Origin of the sequence: Flectobacillus roseus (genome assembly GCF_030056595.1) — a bacterium.
Classification (GTDB): domain Bacteria; phylum Bacteroidota; class Bacteroidia; order Cytophagales; family Spirosomataceae; genus Flectobacillus; species Flectobacillus roseus.
In genome coordinates, this window is record NZ_JASHIF010000027.1 from 94,145 (window position 1) to 111,005 (window position 16,861).

At 35.1% G+C, this 16,861-nt stretch carries 20 protein-coding genes; 1 reads left to right on the plus strand and 19 read right to left on the minus strand.

Annotation, left to right across the window (positions count from 1 at the left end; all coding sequences use genetic code 11):
- Window positions 1-129: 129 nt before the first annotated feature.
- Both QM524_RS24110 and QM524_RS24115 read right to left on the minus strand, forming a co-directional pair.
- Window positions 130-522, minus strand: a complete 393-nt coding sequence (locus QM524_RS24110; RefSeq protein ID WP_283346597.1) for a RidA family protein — start codon at window positions 520-522, stop codon at window positions 130-132.
- An 87-nt stretch (window positions 523-609) separates the two neighbouring features.
- The gene (locus QM524_RS24115) at window positions 610-1,302 is read right to left on the minus strand and encodes a helix-turn-helix transcriptional regulator (protein ID WP_283346598.1); all 693 of its coding nucleotides are present in this window, start codon (window positions 1,300-1,302) and stop codon (window positions 610-612) included.
- A 104-nt stretch (window positions 1,303-1,406) separates the two neighbouring features.
- On the opposite strand from QM524_RS24115, the gene QM524_RS24120 reads away from it, so the two are divergent.
- On the plus strand, window positions 1,407-2,987 hold the full coding sequence (locus tag QM524_RS24120; RefSeq protein WP_283346599.1) for an IS1182 family transposase: 1,581 nt from the start codon (window positions 1,407-1,409) through the stop codon (window positions 2,985-2,987).
- A 180-nt stretch (window positions 2,988-3,167) separates the two neighbouring features.
- Here the strand turns inward: QM524_RS24120 and QM524_RS24125 are convergent, their stop codons facing one another.
- From QM524_RS24125 to QM524_RS24205, 17 genes are all read right to left on the minus strand, one after another.
- Window positions 3,168-3,584 (minus strand): hypothetical protein, encoded by a 417-nt coding sequence (locus QM524_RS24125; protein ID WP_283346600.1) that lies wholly within the window; start codon window positions 3,582-3,584, stop codon window positions 3,168-3,170.
- A gap of 197 nt (window positions 3,585-3,781) precedes the next feature.
- The gene (locus QM524_RS24130; protein ID WP_283346601.1) at window positions 3,782-4,501 is read right to left on the minus strand and encodes a hypothetical protein; all 720 of its coding nucleotides are present in this window, start codon (window positions 4,499-4,501) and stop codon (window positions 3,782-3,784) included.
- Window positions 4,502-4,726: 225 nt separating this feature from the next.
- Window positions 4,727-5,383 (minus strand): hypothetical protein, encoded by a 657-nt coding sequence (locus QM524_RS24135; RefSeq protein WP_283346602.1) that lies wholly within the window; start codon window positions 5,381-5,383, stop codon window positions 4,727-4,729.
- Window positions 5,384-5,503: 120 nt separating this feature from the next.
- On the minus strand, window positions 5,504-6,070 hold the full coding sequence (locus tag QM524_RS24140; RefSeq protein ID WP_283346603.1) for a hypothetical protein: 567 nt from the start codon (window positions 6,068-6,070) through the stop codon (window positions 5,504-5,506).
- A gap of 222 nt (window positions 6,071-6,292) precedes the next feature.
- Window positions 6,293-6,772, minus strand: coding sequence for a hypothetical protein (locus tag QM524_RS24145; RefSeq protein ID WP_283346604.1), 480 nt, complete (start codon window positions 6,770-6,772; stop codon window positions 6,293-6,295).
- Window positions 6,773-6,956: 184 nt separating this feature from the next.
- Window positions 6,957-7,517, minus strand: a complete 561-nt coding sequence (locus QM524_RS24150; protein WP_283346605.1) for a tetratricopeptide repeat protein — start codon at window positions 7,515-7,517, stop codon at window positions 6,957-6,959.
- A gap of 166 nt (window positions 7,518-7,683) precedes the next feature.
- Window positions 7,684-8,298: a hypothetical protein gene (locus QM524_RS24155; protein ID WP_283346606.1), complete on the minus strand. Its 615-nt coding sequence runs from the start codon at window positions 8,296-8,298 to the stop codon at window positions 7,684-7,686.
- Window positions 8,299-8,526: 228 nt separating this feature from the next.
- A complete protein-coding gene (locus tag QM524_RS24160) occupies window positions 8,527-8,958 on the minus strand; it encodes a hypothetical protein (protein WP_283346607.1) in 432 nt (143 codons plus the stop codon).
- A 58-nt stretch (window positions 8,959-9,016) separates the two neighbouring features.
- Window positions 9,017-9,583 (minus strand): hypothetical protein, encoded by a 567-nt coding sequence (locus QM524_RS24165; protein ID WP_283346608.1) that lies wholly within the window; start codon window positions 9,581-9,583, stop codon window positions 9,017-9,019.
- Window positions 9,584-9,740: 157 nt separating this feature from the next.
- Window positions 9,741-10,355: a hypothetical protein gene (locus QM524_RS24170; RefSeq protein ID WP_283346609.1), complete on the minus strand. Its 615-nt coding sequence runs from the start codon at window positions 10,353-10,355 to the stop codon at window positions 9,741-9,743.
- A gap of 424 nt (window positions 10,356-10,779) precedes the next feature.
- Window positions 10,780-11,259 carry a hypothetical protein gene (locus tag QM524_RS24175; RefSeq protein ID WP_283346610.1) on the minus strand — a complete coding sequence of 160 codons (480 nt, stop codon included), beginning with the start codon at window positions 11,257-11,259 and terminating at the stop codon, window positions 10,780-10,782.
- A 246-nt stretch (window positions 11,260-11,505) separates the two neighbouring features.
- Window positions 11,506-12,192 (minus strand): hypothetical protein, encoded by a 687-nt coding sequence (locus QM524_RS24180; protein ID WP_283346611.1) that lies wholly within the window; start codon window positions 12,190-12,192, stop codon window positions 11,506-11,508.
- A 162-nt stretch (window positions 12,193-12,354) separates the two neighbouring features.
- Entirely contained in the window at window positions 12,355-12,981 is a 627-nt protein-coding gene (locus tag QM524_RS24185; RefSeq protein ID WP_283346612.1) for a hypothetical protein, read from the minus strand.
- A 101-nt stretch (window positions 12,982-13,082) separates the two neighbouring features.
- On the minus strand, window positions 13,083-13,469 hold the full coding sequence (locus QM524_RS24190) for a hypothetical protein (RefSeq protein WP_283346613.1): 387 nt from the start codon (window positions 13,467-13,469) through the stop codon (window positions 13,083-13,085).
- 553 nt (window positions 13,470-14,022) lie between these two features.
- Window positions 14,023-14,883 (minus strand): hypothetical protein, encoded by an 861-nt coding sequence (locus tag QM524_RS24195; RefSeq protein WP_283346614.1) that lies wholly within the window; start codon window positions 14,881-14,883, stop codon window positions 14,023-14,025.
- Between the two features lie 141 nt (window positions 14,884-15,024).
- Complete coding sequence (locus QM524_RS24200; RefSeq protein ID WP_283346615.1) at window positions 15,025-15,555, minus strand: hypothetical protein; 531 nt, start codon at window positions 15,553-15,555, stop codon at window positions 15,025-15,027.
- A gap of 380 nt (window positions 15,556-15,935) precedes the next feature.
- Window positions 15,936-16,691: a hypothetical protein gene (locus tag QM524_RS24205; protein ID WP_283346616.1), complete on the minus strand. Its 756-nt coding sequence runs from the start codon at window positions 16,689-16,691 to the stop codon at window positions 15,936-15,938.
- Window positions 16,692-16,861: the final 170 nt, after the last annotated feature.

Here is a 16,861-nt window from a genome sequence, read left to right on the forward strand (position 1 = left end):
AAGGAAAGCTTCTCTGATGATTTAGCCTAAAAAACAAGCCAAACAGATTGCTTGGAGAAATGATTTTTTCTAACCATTGTCGCCAATCTGCTTGACTTGTCGGATAAAAAATTTCTGTTTCGGTTATTGTTACTTTACAACCGTAGCCTCTAATTCTACAGTCAAAGTTGCAAAAAGTCCTTTAACTTCGAGAAGAGTGGTCGCTTGCTGAATTCCGTGTTTCATAAGAAATGGCACATAAACATCCATACAAGAGGTAAAGAACTCGTTTGTGTTTGTTGTGTAAACATTTAGCCTTACAATATTTTTACACTCATAACCTGACTCACCAATGAGTTGCTCCAAATTTGCGATGGTTTGAATGAGTTGGCTTCTCATATCGGCAGCACTTGGAACTCCATTGGCATCAATCGCTACTTGTCCTGAACAATAAAGTGTTCCTTCTGAATGCTTTACTTCTACGGCTTGTACAGAATTTGTGTTTTTACCCCACGCCCAAGGGTCGAATGTTGTCTTTTGCATTTTATTGATTTTAAATAGTTTGTCATTATTGACATAGCAAAAGTAAAATGGACGTATGACAGCCTTATGTCAGGGGTAGAAAACGAATTAGTGAAATTTATCAAAATATTCTTGTAGGGTCATTTTATGTGGCTCAAATTTTTCATAAAGAACTTGCATTTTTGTTATCCTATCCAAACGAAAAAATCTAAATTCTTTTCGCGAACGACACCAAGCAATAAGAAGCCAATTTTCGTTTGTACTAATCAATGCAAACGGCTCAATAGTTCTATTTGTAGTTTTGTTTTTTTCGTTGGTGTAGTCAAATTTAACTAATTGGAAATTAGTTAGTGCTTGTTGTAATTCGGAAATATTGTTGCTGTTTCTTTCTCTGTTAAGGTTTTGTTCAAAACGGGTTCTGTCAGCAAGTAAATTCGCTTTGTCTTTTTCAGATTGTTGCAATACTGCCTTGATTTTATCAATAGCTTCCATGTAATCTTTGATGAAAGAAGTGTCCTTATTCTTCAGAACCAATTGTTCAGCAAGAATTAATGCATTTGCTTGACTTTCGGTAAACATAACTGGTGGAATTTTGTAGCCTTCCATCAAAGAATACCCCTTTCCGTCTTCCGTCAAAATGGGAACTCCTGCTTGTTCCAATGCTCTAATGTCCCTATAAATCGTCCGTACGCTCACGTCAAATTTCTCTGCAAGTTTTGTGGCTGTCAATAGTCGTTTCGTTTGCAATTGTGTTAAAATTGCAGTCAGTCGTGAAAGACGTTTTGTATCGTTATCATTCATTCGTTAAATGTCGGTCTGTTATCGTTGCGGTCGTCCTAAAATGGCTACTAACGTCAGGCTGTGAAAAAACTAACACCTCCAAATCTTTGAGATACGCTAAAAAAATGGTATTTTTAAGTCTAACAAATCTTCTTCACCAGATGCCCGTAGCTGCTAAAAAAGACCGTTTTCAATTTCATTTTTCTTCTCTCGAAGATACTATTGCTTGCGATAATCCCGTTCGATTTCTGGATGCGTTCGTCGATAAACTCGAAATGGAGAAACTACAATTCTGTCCACAAACTATTAAAACAGAAGGACGACCAGCCTTTGAACCTCAAATATTCTTGAAACTTTTCTTGTACGGATATCTGAATGGTATTAGAAGTAGTCGAAAACTCGAACGTGAATGCGTGCGAAATATAGAGTTGCAATGGCTATTGTGTGGGCAAAGACCTAACTATCATTCAATCGCTGATTTTCGAAAAGTAAATCCTGTTGCGCTACAAAATACCTTCAAGCTATTTGTACTTTTTTTGAAAGAAGCACAGCTTATTGGAGGTAAAACACTTGCCATTGACGGTACAAAAGTGAGAGCGTCCAACTCTAAAAAGAATAATTTCAACCTCAAAAAAATAGATCGTCACTTAACCTATATTGAAACTAAAACTGTTGAATACCTTCAACAATTATCAGAAAATGATAAAACTGACGATGAACTCGATGTTACTCACATTCAAGCTAAGATAGAACGCCTTCAAAATGCTAAAATCAAGTACGAAACATTAGAAACCATACTGAACGAAAGTATTGAAGCTCAGGTAAGCACAACCGATGCGGATGCTCGTGCTTTGCTGATACACGGACAAGTCGTTGAGGTAAGTTACAATGTTCAAACAGCCGTGGACAATCAACACAAGTTGATTGTAGCCACTCACACCATCAATCGCAATGATAGAAACGCTCTGAGTCGGATAGCACTTGAGGCCAAAGCAAACATACAGGCAGAAGAGTTAACCGTCATTGCAGACAAGGGTTATCATAATGGCAGAGAGATACAAACCACTCAATCTGTCAATATACAAACCATTGTTGCCGTAGCAGAGTTGGTAAACAGCAACGACCATGGAACACAACCAGACTATCTCGTTTCGAAGTTTATTTACGAACCAGAATCAGATACATATCTATGTCCCCAAGGACAAACCTTGAGAACTAAAGGCACTTGGCATCAAAAGAAAAGAGAATTAAATGTAAGCTACCAATTCAAGAAATATCGAACAACCGCTTGTACAAGTTGTCCGGTGAAAGATCTCTGTACGGGACGAAAAGATGGGAGAAGGGAGATAGAACGTTCGGAATACGCAGAAGCGGTAGAGCAAAATGCCAAGGATTATAAAAGCAATCAGGGCTTGTATCGAAAAAGACAAGAAATTAATGAACACATCTTCGGGACGATCAAGCGACAATGGGGCTACGACCATACCAATCTGAGAGGCTTGAGCAAGCTCAATGGAGAAATGGCATTAATCATGACAGTCTACAACATCAAACGTAGTCTGAACATCTTGGGTATGTCCGAGTTAATGGAAAAACTTCATAACTGGAGTCCTGATTATGGAAAGGCAACCTGTTTTGGCAAAAAACGGGGCATTTTAAGCCTATTTAAGCCCTTAAAAGAAAATGAAGGGAAACAAGCCGCTTAAAAAATAAGGTCTCTCAGAACGCATTAAAATGCTTTAGAGGCCTCAATGCTAAAAGGATTTTTAACTAATTTAAGTTTTTTCACAGACTGACGTTTCGAGTAATAGCCAATGGTGGTGAGTTTATATTCGTCCTTCTGGAACTGCAACACAATAGAATTACCATTGCTGCTTATTTCAATGTCAAGCCATAGAAACGGCTGGCTTTTTACTAGTCAAGTCGATATGGCTTTTTTTATACCAGTTCACATTTGTCTTAAAATTTATGGTGTCGCCGATGCTTTCGTATTCTTCAAAAAATATATTTTCCTCTGTCTGCGGCTTTTCATAATAATACCATTCCCACAAAACCTTGTCTGCTTTATCAATTTGAAAATGTCCTTTTGTGTCTTTAATGTTTTCTGCATTCCAAATTGTCAGTCGTTCTTTGTTCTCAAACGTCAATGTCAATTTATTTAATTCCTTGTCGAAGGATACTGCGTCGAGCTTATGAAAATTGTCCATCGGTCTGCCAAACCAATTACCCCAAATACAAAGCGAGCCGCCTTCAAAACTTCGGCTTGAAGAATTATGTCTATTGAAAAACTCATGTGTGTTCATAGCAGGTGGGATAAAAAATGAAGCTCTTGTTCTGTATTTTGAAGGTAGAAGACTGATTCTGTAAAATTGCAGGCAAAGGGTGGGTTTAAGAGCATAAAACTGACTCCCAGCACTGAACTTGATACGAAGCACAAAACTTCATTTAAGCACTGATCTCGCTTTTTTCCAAACACCTGTTATCGCCGCTTTTCTTTCTGTCAATGTGCTTTCAGTATTTTGTCGGCAATGGTCAAACAGTTTTCTAATGTTCCACTCATTTCCATATTTTCAGTTTCAAATTTGTGCAGTCTCTTTGCGATTTCTTGCCTGTCAGCGTTTGATTTTACAAGTCCAAAAATTTCAGGAACGTAACTTTTATATTCGTCTCTTGGTGCAAGGTCGTTAATGCCAATTGGGTCCCAGTCAAACCAAAGTATGTCGTCAATTTTTTTGTATACTAAAAAGTCCTTAGCTGTTGTTAAGTTGTCTTTGAATTTTTTGTTTCGACTAAACAACAAAAGTGCAGATTTAACTTCTTCTTCAAGTCTATTGTCCTCAAAATATTCTGTCGCTTTGAGAGCCAAACTTGCAATGTAATGTCCACTGTTGCTGTCAAACGGAGCAGATTGTCCCGAAGCATTGTAAGTTACTTTGGCTACAAGTTCTACAAGTCTTAAATAAATTTCAGGTTCGTAATTTTTGTTTTCAAGTCCGAACACTCTGATTTTAGTGAATTGTTCGTGTGCATCTTTCCAACGGTCTTTGTCGTCTATGATTTGATAAAGTTCACTAATTGAGTTCGGTATGTTTTTTATGTAATGGTCAAAACGAGACAATACAAGTCCTGCCCAACTTGGTCTGATGTCGTTGGGTAAGTTCTCAAAAATCTGTTGTCCGATTTTGATGTTAGTTTTTATGTCGTACTGCTCTGTTACCATAAAGTGGCATATAACGTTCGAGGTTTGCCGATGGGCTAGGATTTTTGCTGCATCTGCCCGGAAATTGAAACCGATTATATTGGTGTTGAATTTAATAACTAAAAGCCAAATAGAATTTGGTCAAGCCCTTTTGGGGTTGATAGGAGTATAGCTGCCGATTGTTATTACGTCCGTCAGCCTTTCGGCAAACCTTTTGTTGCCTGCTGGCATTTTTTGTAACGCCTCTCATTTTTTATTTTTACTCTTCAATTTGTTTATATCGTCCAAAACATAATGTTCGGGGTCTTCAACGTCGTGTCCAATGTCAATAAAGAAACGTTTGAGCAGGTCATAAGTTATATAGTCACCGTTAATGTGGTTAAACTTCGTTGTCTCCATATATTGGCAACTTAAACAAACATTAAGAACTGAAACAATTTTGTCCTGATTGTCATAAAAAACAAAGCCGTCACGATATATTGGTGCACACATCCAAGCTGGAACGTCATTTATTTCTGTTCTCAAAATGTCCTTTAATAATTCAACGTTTGAGTTTGTCGAACTAAAAGTATTTGTCTTTTTAGCAGAATAGTGAAATTGATTAGAGTTGTCTAGTAAATACTGTGTAGAGCCGCAAAGTTTGTCTAAAAATGATAATCTTTTTTCTTCTTCAATCGTTAAGTCATTTTGTTTTGACTTTCGAGATTTTAATTTGTCGTACTCTTCTACGAATATTTTTTCCTGTAATTCATATTCTGACCCACGTTGAAATGAATATGTTTCAACATAGTCAAAAGCTAAGTTGTTTATAAAGTCTGTCGAAGGTATGAATGTGTAACTTGGTGTCATTTTATGTGTGCCAGTAATGGTTGAGGTATTGCCGCAGTGGGGGATTTTTAGCACAAATGTTTAATAGAAGCACTTCAGCTGTTATATGGACAAACTGCTGTTAGCTGTTGATTTTTTGTTTTTGTGTAAGTTTTCTACCACAATTTCCACCATTCTTTTTTGTTTTCTGTCGTTTTATGATTTTTTAATATTCTTATACAGTTTGTCGAATTGTTCAGCAAGTTTTGTGAATTCGTCAGCCCAACCATTTGATAACGATATTTCTTGATAAGTTGAAGTAGGTGCAAATTCCATATTTAGTTTGTCCAAAGTTTTAAAGTCACAAAACTTAATTTTTTCAATGTCAGCATTTAAGTCAACCAAAAACTCTTTTCCCTTTTCAGAGCCTGCCCAAACTGTACCTGTTTCATCTGTTATCCAACTTTTAATAGCTTCTAAAATATGTTTTACTTTTTGGAAGTCATTATAAAATGGAATTTTGTCTACAAAAAGTTTAAAAGTTTCAGTATCTGAATTTTCATATAATTCTGTCAAAGTACTTTTCGTGTATTCATATGAAGTTAGTCTTCTAGAAATTAATTCTAGGTCTTGTAGTTTGTTTGAAATTAATGTCCAAGTTGTATACAGACTGTCTGCAAAAACAGCTTTTTCTTTTGGTCTGTTATTTCTACAAATTCCGTCAATGTCGCCACCATATGAATTGTAGATTTTCAGTTTGTCTATGTTTAAGCGGTCTGTCATAAAGTAGTAGCTAACGTTCGAGGCTTGCCGACGGGCGATTTCCCTCGTACAAATGCCCAATTTGTTACAAAAATTCATTAGAAGCACAATGCTCCAAGTTTGCACGTCACCACGCCTGATGCAAAACCCTTGTTGGTGGCTGTAATTCTTCTGTTTCCAATTTAGCCCTTCCTTATAATCTTTAAATGCTAGACTTTTAAAATTAGTTAGTTATGCGTCCTACTATTGTTCAGTGTTATTTAACTCTTTTATTTTTCTTAGACATAAAATTACTATAAAAACCCCTAATAGTGGAGTAGCTAAAACCGCCAGCCAAAAACCACCCAAGTTATAAAGTAGAGAAACAGGCTCCCATAATAGTAATGAGTCAACAGTCCCTGATTCCAAGCTTTTCAAGTCAAGATATGTCCAAATCGATGTGATTAAAAATGCAGGAACTCCAATCAAAAGCATTCTTTTGTAAAAGGATATTTTCTCTGCTATCGTAGAGTCTGTCGAAGGTGCATAAACTCTATCTTCTTCTCTTGTGTTTTTAAGTTCTTTAAAACAAGAATAAGATTTGTAGGCTAAAAAAGAAAGAAAAGCTATTCCAAAAATAACTCCGGACTCATCAGTTTTTTGGAGTGCAAAAATTACTGTAAGTACAACTACAACTAAAGCGTAAGCCCAACCTTGAAAAAGTAAATATTTTCGTTTATCCATTTTTTTGCTTATTACTGTTGTCTGAGTGATGTCTAATATTACGGCTACCAATGTTTTGCGGCTTTGCGTTCGGGCGGGTTTAGGAGCACAATGGTTCAATTTATTACTAAAATTCATTAGAAACATAACGCTCCAAATTTTCACGTCACCCCGTCTGACGAAAAACCTCGTGTAATATGCCGTTTTATTTATCATTCAGTATTTGTCTAACTTCGGGATTAATTGCTTTTGGGTCAAGTCTGTCAGTTATTGCTAAATATTTTCTTGCACTGTCCTTTTGCATAAAGTATGAATAACACGCGGTCAATTGTCCGTAACTGGTCGCAGAGCATAGCCATACTTTTGAATTTCCTGAATTTATTGCTAACGATTTGTCAAAATACTTGAGTGATTCTTGGAACTTTTGTTGTCTGCCGAGAATATTTCCAAAACCCCAATAAACGTCTGCATTTGTGCTGTCAAGCAACCACGCTTGATTAAATCTCATCATTGCAGTGTCAAGGTCGTTTTTGAAAAAGTATTCCCAACCTCTGTCAATATGGTATCGAGTTGCTTCTTTTCTATCTTTAAAATATTTATTACAGTCCGCAATGAAGTCGTTGTCAATTTTAATTTGCTCGTCACATTTTTTAAGTCCACTGAACATAGGTAATAAATTAGCCTTGTCTGGGCAGTCTTTTCTTGCTGAACAACTTACTAAAAGTGTCATTGAAAAGAATAGTATGTTTCGTAAATATCGTTTCATAATTGGTTTATAACGGTTTGGGGCTTTGCGATGGTGGGTCATTTGAAAAGCGTCAGCCCAACATTAGCACAAATGTTTATAGAAGTACAAATGCTCAATTACTTCCGTCTGCCCTACTTTTGTCAAACCGATGTAGGCAGTTCGTTCTTTTTCTTTGTTTGTCTGTTTATGTGTTTTGCATTGTATAACACATTGTCCTTGTTGTCGGCTCTATAAAAATGTACAAATTCCCGTCACACCAAAAGTTGAGTTTTTCGAAATATTGAGCCATTCCTTTTGTCGGTTCAACATTACTAAATGTTGATTTTATGTCACTAAAACTACCTAATTGGCATAAGAATTTCATTCTCTTTCCACTTTTGGGGCAGGTTGGTGTTTCGTCTGCTTGTAACCATTCAGGTTGTCCACAAATTCCGATGCTTTCGTATTCGTCAATTTCTTCCTTCTGTTCTAAACTTACTTTTAAACCTTCCCAAATAATCTTTGAATTTTTGTCAACTTCGTCAAACGCACTTGTCGATGAAGCTGTATCTGTCGGATCTAAAATTGTCGGACTGTTCGGGTTAGTATAATCAAGAAAAACATAATATTCGTCTGTATAAATAGGATGAATTAAATTTACCCTAAATGGTAACCAGCTAAATAACGGGTCTGAATTATCTATAAATCCTAAATAATGAATTCCACCTTTAAATTCATTGTCAGGAATTTTAAAGTCTTTTGGAATATCGCCACCAATCTGGTGTTTACCATTCTCATCTCTTATTATTTCGTATTGCATTTTTTGTTCTTAAATAGTTTGTCAAAAAGTCCCATAGGTTTTCGGTGTATCGTTTTAGAATGACTGCCAACGTTTTGGCACTTGGCGAAGAAGCGGATTTCGGAGCACTAAACTGTCTGCCAATACAGAACTTGATACGAAGCACAAAGACTGAAACCGCTTTTTGGCCAAACGCCTGTTATGCGTTCGATTTTCTGTCCTATCGTTACACTTGTCTATTTTCATTTACTAAAAGATCCAATTAATAATAGTAACAAGTCCAACCACAACAGAAATCAGAAGAATAATTGCAATAAGACCGCAACCCAATGGCATTAGCTTGTCTAAAAATGTCGATTTATATTCTGATTTTGGCTTTAACTTTTGTTTGTCTGCAATTGGTTCAATATACTGAATGAATATGTCGCTGTTTTCGTCCACCCAATCTTCTTTATATTCAAACGGAATAATATTTTTCTCTGGGTCTGACAACACACTTTCTATTTCTCGAGCTGATTTTAATAGTTCGAGTGCAAATAATTCAAGACCTTCTTTATTGGCTCTTACGAAACTTTCGTCCGAGCCACCTCCGTATTGTGAAATTCCGAAAATCCCTTGTTGTTTGAGTTCGACTTCGTCAAATTGGTCAATAATTTTTTGTAGTTCCTCTTTTGTCAGCATTTATTTTATCTTTTGTTTAGGTGTGGTTTCTTAAATTGACGCAAAACGGCTGTTACGGCTAGTATTTCTTTCTGTCATAGTTAATTATAACTTCAGTTTTTGGAGTCCATTCAAGTCCACCGATATTATACATTTTTGAGTCAATCAATATGAGCGAATGCCCATTGTAAACATAAGTATCGTCCCGAAATTTTATTTTTTTTCTTTCTTCATTGTCAACGTGTGGAATGTCATATTCTGCGATAAATACTTTATTTCCTTCAACTTTATATGTCATTTCATAGTCTTCTTCCATTTCGCAATTGTAACTTACTCCTTTTCCGTTTACTTGAAATTTTAAATACGATTCACAGTTGTCAAATGGTATGTAAATCCAACGGTTATTTGTTAAAAAGTCTGTTGAGATTGTCTTTACTGATATTGTATCTAATATGGATTTGAACAATTCTTGACCGACTTTCTTTTTAGCTTCTTGAGCTGTGTTTTTTGCTGTCAATACTAATTCGGTCTGATTTTTTTCAGAATTAGTAGTCTGCTGTTCATTTTGTCTTGTTTTTTGTCCACAAGAACTCAAAAATGTCAAAGCAATTATTGTCTGTATCGTTGTCTTCATAATATTAGCCATAACGTTTTGCGGCTTTACGTTCGGGCGGGTTTAGGAGCACAATGGTTCAATTTATTACTAATGTGTGATTGAAGAAGGACAAAGCTCCAACTGATACGTCATCCCGTCTGAGGCAAAACCTGTGTTAGCGGCTGCTCTTCTATCGTATCGTTTCAAGTTAGTTTGCATTTTCGTTTGGCTGTCGCTCATTTAGCAATTGTCTTGCAGCCTCAAGTGCTTCTGGAACATATCTATTTGCAGTTATGATTTCGGTCAAAGTCTCTGCTGAGTAACTTTTATATTTCCCTTTGAACTTTTCTACCTCTTCAGCAAATCGTACTTTCTCTATTCTCTCTTGTTCTTCTGGTGTCTGCTTTGTTACTAAATTGTCTAATATGAATTCGTTTATTCTTTTGAAGTTAATAATGTAAGCGAGAAGTCCTGCCCAAAATGCAGATGGTTGAAAACCTATTTTCAAACTATTAATACCAATAATTGATGTTGTTTGCAAAGCAGAAAAAGTCATAAGATTAAAAAGTCCTATGGCAATTGTCAGCCCTAAAGTGTATTTGTAAAACTGTCGGAGAAAAAAGTAGGTAAAGAAGTTTACGCCAATTGCAACGAATGCGATGTAATGTTTTATTGTCAACACATAGTCGTAGGTAGTGCTAGTAATCACCACTGTCCCACGCATTGCCGTGACAATTGCGTCTATGCAATAAATTGTCAGCAATAGGACTGGAAGTATTTGTAGTTGCTGTTTTAAAGTCGTTAAAAACTTATATCTTATCATTCGTTTATTGAACTATTATTTTGATTTTGTACTATTGTTTGAGTAGCCGCTAACTGTGCGAATATTGGATAAGTAGCTGATTTTTAGGTGTTTAGTTTTAATTTAGTGCTAATGTTCATCTGAGCTCCAAATTTTCATTTTAGCTCCGAATCCGCCATTTTGCCAAACTGCTGTTAACCGTTCAGTTTTTTATTTTTATTTTATTATCAATATGTCATATTGTTCTTACTATTTTGTCAATTAGCTCAGTTCTACTGCCCGAAATTTCAGTAAAATCAACAAAACCTTAACAGAAAAAAAATCCCTGTTGAAGATATACAATACCGAGTTTTGAAAGTTCTGTATCCATTCTATTGACAAGGAAATCTAAAATTTTCTCGTCCAGAAAAAATTCAAATTCTACTCTAAATTTAATAATCATTTTTTAACATTGTCGTCTTTTTGTTCCAACTATTATATGGTTTTCTATATCAACGAGGTAAAGTCCATATTCGTCTCCGTGGATTCCATCTTGCCATTTAGTCCAATAATTATATATCAATGAGTAAGAAAAACCATTTTGTACGAAAGTTCCATCTGTCTTACCGTTGTAATAGATAGAATTTGAAAACTCCATTTTATAGTCTGCAACATTTTCAAAACAATCTCGAAAAAATGCTCTACCAAGTTCTTCAACAAGTTGTTTTGAATCTTTGATTAAATCAGTCAATCTATTTTCTTTATTTATGAAACTGTAAAAGTCCTTGAAATGTGTCCAATCTACTTCTTTGTCAATATGCAGGGCAAAATCTATTTCTAATTCAATTTCAAAATTGTCAATAATAGTTTTTGTCTGCCAACAGTTAGCTCCATCATTAAATCTTAGTCGAATTTCTTTATTTTCTATGTTTAGTGTCTGCTCCATAAAATTGTGGCTAACGGCAGTCTGTGAAAAAACTTAAAATCTAAGCCTTTAGATTTTAATAGTTGAAAACTCCTCAGATAGGCGTTCGAGTATAGAAATGAATCAAATTAGTTTTTTCACAGCCTGACGGTTTTGGGCTTGCCGAAGATGGGGGGGGGGGCACTAAAGTTCAATAGAATTAATAATCTTGAACTTTGCACAAAAGCCCTATCGAAGAACTTCAGCCCCGCTTTTGGCAAACCCTTGTTACCTGCTGTTTTTTATTTTTATGTAAACGTCTTTGTCATTTTCGTCAAGCCACCTATAGCTGTCAAGTATTTCTACGTTTATGGCTTGTTGCATTACTTGTTCAAACTGTTTGGGTATCCAACAGAATAAACTTTGGTCGCATCTGTGGTCTGAATGATAATAATCTCGCTTTGCATAAAACCATGTATCAATAGGTGGGATGTCTCCCTCATCTACAAAGTTTCTGCTTTCTACAATTGGCGCTCCATCATGGGTTGTCACACATGTTTGAAAGCTTAAAATTCTACCCAATTTGTCAATTTTTGATAAATCAATATATCCGATGTCTGCTCGTACCTTTATCGCTTCTCCAAGAAGATGGTCATAGCAGTCAAATGAATAATCCCAATTGTTCCATGACGAATAATCTTCACCAAAGTCATAACCTAAACTTAACTTTGTTATATCATCTGATTGTCTTCCAAATTTATATAGCGGAAAGTCATTGCAAATTGGATTTGTCTGTCGAAAGACTAACCCATATTTACCATTTTCATAGTCAAAGTTTTTGCTTAGTAGGTCTGTCCACGTGATGACTTGAAGCAAGTTGTTCCTAAAGTTAGACAGTTCTTTCTCAGTCCAATTGTTTATAATTGAATTGCTTTCTGAAATGAAAGTTGATCTTATGTTTTTAAGAAAAGTCATTGTCTATTCGTCTATAGGAATGTCGCTGTAAATAGCAGGTAACGTTTCGCAGCTTGGCGAAGTGGCGGAATTAGAAGCACAAATGTTCAGTTTTGCACAAATGTTCAATCGAAGAACTGCTGTTGGATTCAGCACTAAACCCGCCATTTTACCAAACTGCTGTTATGTGCCGTATTTTTTCTTTAGTCTTGTTATGCGTCCAAATTCATCACCTTGAGGAATTAATTTTATTATTCTGTTTGCTGAAATTGAATTAGATAATACAATTTGATAGTCTTCTAGTGAATAAGTCATAAAATCAAGGTCATTTAGTTTTTCATTTAAAACACTTGGATTTTTTTCAAGTTCCTTTTCAACTAGTTGTAAATATAGTTCTGTCCTTTTTTCGTAATCAAAAATGTCTTTTCCAATATTTTCTTTTTCTGCAAGTTCTTCACCAAGTCTCCATATAAGTGTTTCTTTGAACTCTTTTCCAAGTTCTTTTAAATTCGTTATTTCTTTTTTGAAGTTGTCTCTATTGGTTGTTCCTATCCAATGTCCAAAATATGCAGGCAAATCACTTTGTTTAATTCTAAAAACAACACCATTGTATTTTTTTCTTTGTCGAACACCACATTGATTAAAAAAATAAATCCACCATTTATCCAATGATTTGTGTCCTGTCAAAGGAAAGCAGTAAAGTCCTTTCTTTGATTTTGTAATTCCGTTTTTTAGAATATTTTTTGTCTTATCTACTGGTGTCCAATGAACTGCTAGCATAGTTTTGTCGGTTTTTTTAATATGGGGCATAACGTTTTGCAGCTACCCGAAGGGCGGGCCTTTTACAACAAAACTGTCTTTGGAACACGAAACCCTGCCTTTTGGGTAGGTGCTGTTATGCGTTCGCCTTTTCATTCGAATTTAAATTTATAGGTCACTCTTTTTACATCTGTCCAACTATGAACACAACCACTGCAATGAAAAATAGTCCCCTTTTTATTAAGAACATTTTTGATTATTGTAAGTTCTTCCGCTGAATATATAGTCCCACTTTGTTTCAATTGAAATAGTCCGTCAACCGCATAAATTTGTTTTTCAAAACTTGTCGATTTTATCCATTTAAACAGTTCCTCTTTATTCTTTGTCGCCACAAGATTGTCAATTATCATTTTCTCTTTTGGGTCTTCACCAATGAATCCACAGGCTTGTCCATAAACAAGGTCGTCAATAAATAATTCGGTTTCGTTTAATTCACCGTCAAAGGATTTAAAGAATGATTGTCGAAGTAGAGTAAACAAACTGTCATTTTTATAATGGTCAAGTGTGTCATAGTAAGGAACCCATTTTTTTGTTACTTTCTTGTTTCTTTTCTCGCTTATGTCGTAATAAATAATTGTCTTGTCTGAAACTAAAACTCTAACTCTAAATGTGTAAATTGAACTTATAGCTGGATTTTTGCTGTCGGGAACAGATTTAGTGATGTAGAAGATACCTTCCTTAAAATCAGTTGTCAGGTCCCGAAAAACTGTCCAATGGCAAGAAATTTTTTGTTCGCTACTTGATAAAGTGTCTGCAAAGTTTTTTTAAAAAACAAAGTCCTTCTTTGATAGAACTTCTTTCACTTCATTCTGCACCTGTCCAAGTAATTTACTTGTCCAAAGTAGTCCGAATATTATGATGATTGCTCTATTTTTCATAAGGTGACGCATAACGGACGAGGCTTGTGGCTGTGGCGATTTTCCAGCAAATCCACCCAATCCTATTCCAAAAGTTAATCTAAAATTCTGTCGTTCAATCTATTTCAAAACCGCCATAGCGACAAGCCTATGTTGGTGGCAGGCAAATTTTTCGCTATGTTGTCAAAGTGTTTATTTGTCTTGTTAAGTTAGATAATGTTATAAGTCCGCCACTTGCAATAATTGCTCCTCCTACAAATGGAAAACCTGCACCAACCAAGTCTGCCACATTACTTGAAAATAAAAATGGTAAACAAAATAACATGCCAAATGTCCCAAGTACGATTGCTGTCAAAGCTCCAAATCTTATTAGTGATTTCATATTAAGTTCTCTTTGTTGTCTAAATGAATAGTTTGTAACAACTTGTCTTAAAGTTGAGGTTTGGCAATGTGCATAGTCTTCAATTGTCCAAGTTTTAATAGGTTTTGAATTTAGTCCGTTTTTGTAGTCCTTATAAAATGTCGTCCACAATTCAGGAAGTAATAATGCACCAAAAATAAATATTGCAAAACTTGGAATAGAGTAGTTTCCGTTTCCCAACATAAAAGCTTGCATTCTAATTTCGTCAACAGGTGTCATTTTAAAGTCAAGCAAAACGTGTTTCAAGTCGTGGCTTTCATAGTTGGGAACAAGTCTTAAATTGTTCTTTTCTAAACAGTTTGCGATGTCTTTTCCGAGTGTTCCGTCTGGAAGTTCTTGTAGTTTTCTTGCTTTCTGTTCATAAGCAGCAATGTCGTGAAACTGTTCAATTGTCCAAACCGACAAGTGAAATGATTTTTTAATAATTGTCCGAGCTATAGTTTGAAAAATGTTCATTGTCGTCAAATTTTGTCTGTTAGGATATCCTCTGCATTGCTTGCCATCAACGGACAAGGCTTTTGGCAGATGGAAAATTTGAAAACCTGCTATTGAGCCTTTGCAGTTAGCTGATTGATGTATAAATGTTCTATTACTTCCGTATGCCTCACTAGCCACAAATCAATGTTGTACGTAGGTTTGGTTGACTGTAAGTTTGAATATATAAATCAAGAAAGTATTTTTTGATTTTCATTGACAAATATAATGATACCAACTTCGTGATAAGTTGGTATCAAAAATTTGATACTGAATAGATTTCTATTTAGTTGATTTGTATTTACTGCTTTTAGAAGAAGTAAATTTTATTTTTTTCTTTGTTGTCTTGTTTTGCTTAATTACAGGAGGTGTAAATTTTACTTCTTCGTCCTTTTTAATTACTGGGGGAGTAAATTTCACATCTTCGTCCTTTTTAATTACTGGAGGTGTAAATTTCACATCTTCGTCCTTTTTAATTACTGGGGGAGTAAATTTTACATCTTCATCCTTTTTAATTACAGGGGGAGTAAATTTCACATCTTCATCCTTTTTAATTACAGGGGGGGTGAATTTTACATCTTCGTCCTTTTTAATTACAGGGGGAGTAAATTTCACATCTTCGTCCTTTTTAATTACAGGGGGGGTGAATTTTACATCTTCGTCCTTTTTAATTACAGGGGGAGTAAATTTCACATCTTCGTCCTTTTTAATTACAGGGGGAGTAAATTTTACTTCACCTTTTTTGTCAACTGTTTGAGCAGCACAAAGATTTGTAATTCCGAGTGTCAAAAGTCCAAATAATATTTTTTTCATAATAACTATTTTTTGTTTAAGGTGTTAAATGAATCATTTCCAAATGAAATCAAACTATATTTCTTTCAAGTCACAATATCCAAGCTTTGAAGCTGTTGAGACTTTGCAATAAACGTACGTACAACTCTTAAATATACGAAAGTTTTGCAGTACATTTTTACACTTTGGCGATAATTCCTCATACTATTCTTTTCGCACTTTTTGTATTATCGGAAAGTTAGTTTTCTAGAGGTTAAATAACATTTTGCTGTTTGCAAAATACTATCCATCTTTTACATTTAATCGATCAAAAGGTCAAGTTTTCAAGTGTTTATTTGTGTATAAGGCAGGTAACTAGCTCAGTATTGAATGATCGTTTTGTACTTAGCATTAACCTACTTTTATGGAGTTCTAATTCGCAGAATGCTATATCTTGTGGCTTCTTCATCGTTTTGAATATAGTTTTCTTTGATGGTAAGCGTGTTATTATCAATCCATTTGGCATCCTCTATTCCTTTGGTTTTGAGTGCAACTTCTGCACGTTTAATTATTTTTTGATCTTTGATTTCTAGTAATAAAAAACCATTATAATCATATTCGGCGATTAAGTCGGAAGATACACTTATAAGCCACTTTTGGTCTGGTGATATAATGGGAGGGCTCACTAAATCTATTTTTTCTCCCGTATTTTTATTGACCATAGTAAACATTCCTCCTTCATAAAAATTAACCTTAAAAAACCAATATGGTAGATTTTTAACAGAGCCTAAACACTCATAAACGACAAAACTATCAAACCCCTCATTATCATTTCCAGAGAGTACAAGCTTTTCCTTGCCTTCCATATCCAATGCATACCAGTTCAAACCCTCATGACGAAGCCCGGAACTATCCGGCATAATAAAAGATTTTGTAAAGTACTGATTATAGATTTTTTTAGTAGAGGGTTCAAAAGTAAATGTGAATCTTCCAGATTGAATTTGATGTTCGTTTGTATCAGGGGTTGCTAGAATTTTAGCAAGTGATTGAGAAGAACGATTGACTGAAGTGTCGGTATTGGTATTAATGGTATCATTCTTTCGGGGTCCACAATCCCAAAGGAGAATTAGTATAAATGACCCAGTTAAAAGATTGAATAAAAAAGGTTTTGAGCGCATAGGATAGATATAGAATAAGCTTTTGAGGTTATTATTAAATATGTTTCAAAGTACTCTACCCTACTAAAAAATGGGACAAATTAGGTAAAAAGAAAGGGAAGCAAGAGTTTTGTAGTTACCAAGCTCCAAAACATCCCACTTCCCATGAACCAACGGCTCGAAAGCGAAAT

Bases quoted from the DNA above. Each gene is read 5' to 3' on its own strand.
- QM524_RS24185 (WP_283346612.1), bottom strand. From the start codon at position 12,981: ATGCCCCATATTAAAAAAACCGACAAAACTATGCTAGCAGTTCATTGG.
- QM524_RS24120 (WP_283346599.1), top strand. From the start codon at position 1,407: ATGGTATTTTTAAGTCTAACAAATCTTCTTCACCAGATGCCCGTAGCT.
- QM524_RS24160 (WP_283346607.1), bottom strand. From the start codon at position 8,958: ATGCTGACAAAAGAGGAACTACAAAAAATTATTGACCAATTTGACGAA.
- QM524_RS24125 (WP_283346600.1), bottom strand. From the start codon at position 3,584: ATGAACACACATGAGTTTTTCAATAGACATAATTCTTCAAGCCGAAGT.
- QM524_RS24165 (WP_283346608.1), bottom strand. From the start codon at position 9,583: ATGGCTAATATTATGAAGACAACGATACAGACAATAATTGCTTTGACA.
- QM524_RS24205 (WP_283346616.1), bottom strand. From the start codon at position 16,691: ATGCGCTCAAAACCTTTTTTATTCAATCTTTTAACTGGGTCATTTATA.
- QM524_RS24180 (WP_283346611.1), bottom strand. From the start codon at position 12,192: ATGACTTTTCTTAAAAACATAAGATCAACTTTCATTTCAGAAAGCAAT.
- QM524_RS24200 (WP_283346615.1), bottom strand. From the start codon at position 15,555: ATGAAAAAAATATTATTTGGACTTTTGACACTCGGAATTACAAATCTT.
- QM524_RS24155 (WP_283346606.1), bottom strand. From the start codon at position 8,298: ATGCAATACGAAATAATAAGAGATGAGAATGGTAAACACCAGATTGGT.
- QM524_RS24150 (WP_283346605.1), bottom strand. From the start codon at position 7,517: ATGAAACGATATTTACGAAACATACTATTCTTTTCAATGACACTTTTA.
- QM524_RS24175 (WP_283346610.1), bottom strand. From the start codon at position 11,259: ATGGAGCAGACACTAAACATAGAAAATAAAGAAATTCGACTAAGATTT.
- QM524_RS24130 (WP_283346601.1), bottom strand. From the start codon at position 4,501: ATGGTAACAGAGCAGTACGACATAAAAACTAACATCAAAATCGGACAA.
- QM524_RS24140 (WP_283346603.1), bottom strand. From the start codon at position 6,070: ATGACAGACCGCTTAAACATAGACAAACTGAAAATCTACAATTCATAT.
- QM524_RS24110 (WP_283346597.1), bottom strand. From the start codon at position 522: ATGCAAAAGACAACATTCGACCCTTGGGCGTGGGGTAAAAACACAAAT.
- QM524_RS24145 (WP_283346604.1), bottom strand. From the start codon at position 6,772: ATGGATAAACGAAAATATTTACTTTTTCAAGGTTGGGCTTACGCTTTA.
- QM524_RS24170 (WP_283346609.1), bottom strand. From the start codon at position 10,355: ATGATAAGATATAAGTTTTTAACGACTTTAAAACAGCAACTACAAATA.
- QM524_RS24115 (WP_283346598.1), bottom strand. From the start codon at position 1,302: ATGAATGATAACGATACAAAACGTCTTTCACGACTGACTGCAATTTTA.